The organism is Ilumatobacter sp. (assembly GCF_049588435.1).
Lineage (GTDB): Bacteria > Actinomycetota > Acidimicrobiia > Acidimicrobiales > Ilumatobacteraceae > Ilumatobacter_A.
In genome coordinates, this window is sequence record NZ_JBAVYV010000487.1 from 1 (window position 1) to 4,774 (window position 4,774).

4 protein-coding genes are annotated in these 4,774 nt (G+C 65.3%); 1 reads left to right on the top strand and 3 read right to left on the bottom strand.

Annotated elements, in window-relative coordinates; genetic code table 11:
• Window positions 1–86: 86 nt before the first annotated feature.
• The 3 genes from WBV89_RS18370 to WBV89_RS18380 all read right to left on the bottom strand — a co-directional run bounded on the left by WBV89_RS18370 (window position 87) and on the right by WBV89_RS18380 (window position 4,373).
• On the bottom strand, window positions 87–1,232 hold the full coding sequence (locus WBV89_RS18370; RefSeq protein ID WP_423982780.1) for a hypothetical protein: 1,146 nt from the start codon (window positions 1,230–1,232) through the stop codon (window positions 87–89).
• 121 nt (window positions 1,233–1,353) lie between these two features.
• On the bottom strand, window positions 1,354–3,957 hold the full coding sequence (gene mobF, locus WBV89_RS18375) for a MobF family relaxase (protein ID WP_423982781.1): 2,604 nt from the start codon (window positions 3,955–3,957) through the stop codon (window positions 1,354–1,356).
• A 92-nt stretch (window positions 3,958–4,049) separates the two neighbouring features.
• Window positions 4,050–4,373, bottom strand: a complete 324-nt coding sequence (locus WBV89_RS18380) for a helix-turn-helix domain-containing protein (RefSeq protein ID WP_423982782.1) — start codon at window positions 4,371–4,373, stop codon at window positions 4,050–4,052.
• Window positions 4,374–4,540: 167 nt separating this feature from the next.
• Here WBV89_RS18380 and WBV89_RS18385 point away from each other — a divergent pair.
• Window positions 4,541–4,774 (top strand): type II toxin-antitoxin system RelE/ParE family toxin (locus WBV89_RS18385; RefSeq protein WP_423982783.1); only part of this gene is annotated, 234 nt, incomplete at its 3' end.

Sequence of the window (4,774 nt, forward strand, 5' to 3'; positions counted from 1 at the left end):
GGCTTGGTACGGCGCCGCTCTCGTCACATCGTCGCTCCTGCTTGTGTTGCTGCGGGCGCTGCGAATGCATTGGAAAGGGCGGTCACCTACGGAGCCTGTGCTCCCGGCGGAGAGCCGTCTCGCCAGATGAAGTCGCCTCCATCTTCGTCATGTGCTCGTCCAAAGCGCCGGGTTTCGCCAATCAGTACCTCGGGTGCGGCGTGGTGAGCGAATGGGTTCTCGTAGAGCGTGACCTGAGGTGGGTTCGGACCACCGGGGAAGTAGCGAAACGTCACGACACCGGAGATTCGGCGATGGCGACCGGTCGTCCGCTCCCGGTCGGCGCCGAACAGGCCGTCGTTCCGTCGGACGACGGTGTAGTTGTCCGGATCGTCTCGGGTGAACTGGACTGCTTCACCGCCATAGAGGCCATCGAAGATCACGTCGTCTGAAGCCATCGGGTCGTGGACTCCGACGGCGACGAGATACGGGTACGAGCCGAGTTCGTAACGCTCTCCGCCCTTCTTGCCGACGACATCGCTGATTCGTGACCCGCTGTTCACCATGCCGACCGTCATTGGGCCGATTCCAACGATGCGAGCCTCGGGATCGAGCTTGCTTTTGGCATCGGGTTTCATCGGCAAGAACCGCAGGCGAATCCTGACGCCGTTGCGCTCATACACGCACGCCGGGACGTCTTCCGGAGAGATGTCAGCCAGTAACTCGTGAGGAGGAAGGCTCTCAAGCTCGCGTTTCACGAACTGTGCGAAGTGGCGCGGGGCGGGGTCGTTCGGTGCCGACTCGATGTCGAAGTCGAGGAAGTATCCCGCCGTCGGCCGTACGCGGCGGTTGACCTCATCGGCAAGTCGATCATGTTGACTCGCTCTCGACGCCCAGTCCGTTCTCATGAAGAGACTTGCGACTTCTACGGCAGCGACGCATGACCCGGTCTCGTAGACACGGAAGTCAGGCCCGACGCCGCCTTCCTCGTACCGGATATCGGGATGTGTCTTTCGAAGCAACTGGTGGATGAAGAGCTCATCGAGTGCTTGACGGTGGTCGATGTCGTTCTCGCTGCGGAGACGCGCCGCGAAGATGCCGTCCGAATCCGGGAAGGATGCGTACCACGTGTTGACAGCGCCTCGAGAAGCGACTGCCTCGTCTCTTGTTGCCTCGCTGTACCAGCGCACGGCAGGCTCGCTTGATCCGAGCCACGCCGTGCGGGGTGTCTTCGGTTCATCGAACAGTTGCACGATCCATCACCCTTCCGTCGTCTGCGTTGAGTCTCGCGTCCTGGCCGCCGCTTCGCATCGGTGCGACGGTCGGGTTGGCGCGAGGGGTGAGTCCGAACCGGCTGGCCCGCAGTTCAGGGGCTCACAGTTCAAGCGACAGCCCAGGGCTCCCGCGTGTTGCCAGTGCCGGAGTGGCTCGAAGGCCAAGCAGGTCCTGCCGAACATCTCGCCGGTACCGAATGGCTGGGATGTCAGCTCGGTCAACTGCGAGCGTGGATTCCAGAGCGTCACGTGCTGTCTCGAGCGTTGACTCGTCGGTGACGACGAGGGCGAGATTCTCGGCCCGCCCTCGGGTCATGCCGACGTAGAGGCCTCGGCCGGTGGTAGCCGTTGTGGCGAGGGTGAGGCCGCGGTCGGCGGTGATGCCTTGTGCGCCGTACTCGGTTGTGGCGTAGGCGAGTTCGACGTATTCGGCTGCGTACGCGGCGGGAAGCGTGATCGCTCCGTGTCCTTCAAGTCGGGACACGGCGAGGTCGCCGTTCGGGTGGATGGTCGTGACGATCCAGCGTTCCCGATTGCGGACGTGGTCGCCTCGGGAAGTGCGCAGGCGGCGGTCGTTGTGACGGGTGGCGACGACGTCGCCGACCATCGCCCACTCGTCGCCGATCGGGCTGATGGTGTTCGGGTCGAGCTGGCCGGTGCCCGCCCGCCTCTCTTGGATGCGTGCGTTGATCGCAACAACGTCGTCGTTGCGGGTGGTCGTGATGGCGAGCGTCTCGCGTCGGCGTTCGCAGTCGAGCCAGAGGTCGGCGATGGTGTCGAGGTGTTGATCAAGGCGTCCGGGCCGAATGCGGTCGAAGGCTTCGTAGACGTCGAGGGATTTTGTATCGCCCCGTCGGAGGGCGAGCGATGCGCTCGCTTCCCAGGGTTCGGTGAAGCGGTGGAGCTGATCGAGTTCGACGGTGCGAACGGTGGCGCATAGCTCGGTGTACATGCCGCCTCGGCCGACTGGTGCGAGCTGGTGCGGGTCGCCGACGAGGACGAGTCGCCATCGGTGTCGCTCGACGTGGTCGACGAGGCGGTGGAGGTCGGCGGTGTTGAGCATCCCGGCTTCGTCGACGATGAGGGTGGTGCCACTCGGGAGTCCGGCGGCGATCGATTCGGGACCCGAATGGTCGAGGTCGTGGATCAGCTTGGCAACGGTGTCGGCTTCGAGGTTGGCTTCCCAGTGCAGGACTTCGGCGCCTCGGGCGCTCGGGGCGACGCCGAGGACAGGTCGACTGCGGTCCTGGAGGTCGAACACGGCGGTGTCGAGCATGCGGGTCTTGCCGGCGCCGGCAGGCCCGACGACGATTACGAGCTGATCCTCGCCGGCGACGGCTGACGCAGCTTCGAGCTGAGCCCCGTCGAGGCCGAGTGGGTCGATGTCGACGGCCGGGCATGGGTCATCGACCTGGGTGCTCATCGCCCAAATGAGGATGCGCTCTTCCTGGGCGAGGACGTACTCGCTGGTGGCCTGGGCTGCGATCGGTTCGGTCCAGATCGATCGATCGTCGGAGTCGCGGCGCTGGCCTGTGGCGCCGGCCGGGTCCAGGTCGATGCAGTCGGCGAGGACGGTGTCGACCGCTTGCTCGAGAGCGGTCGCCCAGCTCGCTCCGTCGTGGCCGGGTTGGGGCGGCGCGAGGTCGCAAAGGGTGCGGAGGATGTCGAGGCGGTGCCAGACCGAGCGGTGCTCGGCAAGTTCGGCGAGGACCGACTCGACGCTCACGGGATGGTGTTTCGGAGCATTGCGGGCGGCGGCTGCGATCGATGCCGTGAGTGATTGGACGTCGATGCCGAGTGCTGCCGCTTCGGCGATCCAGCGGGCGCGCAGATCGGCGGGGGAGCGGCCGGTCTTCGGAGCGCGTGTGTCGCGTGAGACCTCGCGCTCGATGGCAGCTCGTTCGAAGCGGGTCGGCTCCCGACCGATCTCGTCGATGAACGTGCCGACGCGCTGATCCATCTCGATGTCGATGTCGGCGGCTCGCTTCGAGACCTGGGCGATCAGCTCAACTGGGACACCCGCGATCTCGGCGAGGCCATTGTCGATGTCGTCGAAGGCGACACCAAATCGCTTCGTCAGCTCGGCCCGGAGAACCGACTGGTAGAGGCCACCGAAGATGCGTTGGTGCTTCTTGAGGACTCGGGCATCGAGTGCGTACCAGCGGCCGTCGGGCGTTCGGACTTTCGAGGAGATGATGACGTGGGAGTGCAGCTGCGGGTCGTCGGCGCGGCTGGTCGACTGGCGGAACACGGCCATGGTGAGGCCGTTGGTGTCGACGTGCATGCGCCGGCCGTTCGACCGGATACGGGTGGTCGAGCCGTACTGCTCGATGGCGGACGCAGCGGCACGAACCGCGATGTCATGGCACTCGGCGAGTCGTTCGTCGCCGGTGAGGCCCCACCAGATCGACAGTGACTTGGGTGCGGAGAATGTGGCGTCGAAGCCACCGACCGCCTGGATGGTCTTGCCGTCGGTGGTGATTCGATCGAGGTGGGGGCGGCCGAGTGGATCGCCGGTTCGAGGGTCGAGACCCGCGAGCACGTCGGAGAGGTCGTCGACAAACACGTCGCCGATGAGGTCGAGTTCTGGTGCTTGGCGGCCGGTCCAACGGCCGGGGATCTCGTGGGCATCCTTCGCGAGGTACTTGCCGTAGTACTCGGCCGCGGCTCGTGCGCTGCGGGCGAAGAGGGTGCGGACGCGCATCATGTCGGCTCCTGACCGCCGGCGGGCACCTGTCTCTCGTTGGTGAGTTGGTTTGGTTGGGTGGTGTTTCGGTTCATGGGTGGGGTGGTGGGTTAGGCGGTGAAGAGTTGGGGGTTGGTGTTGTTGGTGGGGTGTGTTCGGTGAGTTCGTATTGGTGTGGTGGTGTGTCGTGGGTCGGTGTCGAGGTGGTCGGTGTGTGTGGTGGTGATGGGTTCGCCGATGAGGTCTTCGATGGCGTGGCGGAGGAAGCGGATGGAGTCGCCGACCTTGATGCATGGCAGGCCGTCCTCGCCGTTGGTGTCGAGGTAGAGGCGGGCCTGCTCGTAGGCCTTGGTGCGCCCGATGCGCAGGATGTCCATCACCTCGGCGATGGTCAGGACCGCCGGTCGGGGACGTTGGGTCGGGTTCGGTTGCATGTGGGGCCTCCTCGGTGTCGACGTCGATTGCCGACGCCCGTACCTCCCGACACGCCGACGAGCGGCGAAATCGTTTCAACGTCGGTGCGACGGCCTGTACCTAACGAAGGCCCATTGAGACGCGCTGCCGTTACAGAACTTCTCGGCGTGATATCATCTTTGGTGTCATGTGGTCCGTCGAGTTGGAGCCGGAGGTGGAGCAGTGGGTCGACAACCGAACGAACAAGGAGTTCGCCACCGTCCTGCCGCACATCGAGCGGCTGGCCGACCGGGGGAGTCAGCTACGGATGCCCGCGTCACGCTCGCTCGGCGGCGGGCTGCTGGAGCTGCGCTTCGACCTGCAGCGCGTGTCGTGGCGAGTCACGTACTACTTCGCTGCCGACCGACGGATCGTGCTGCTG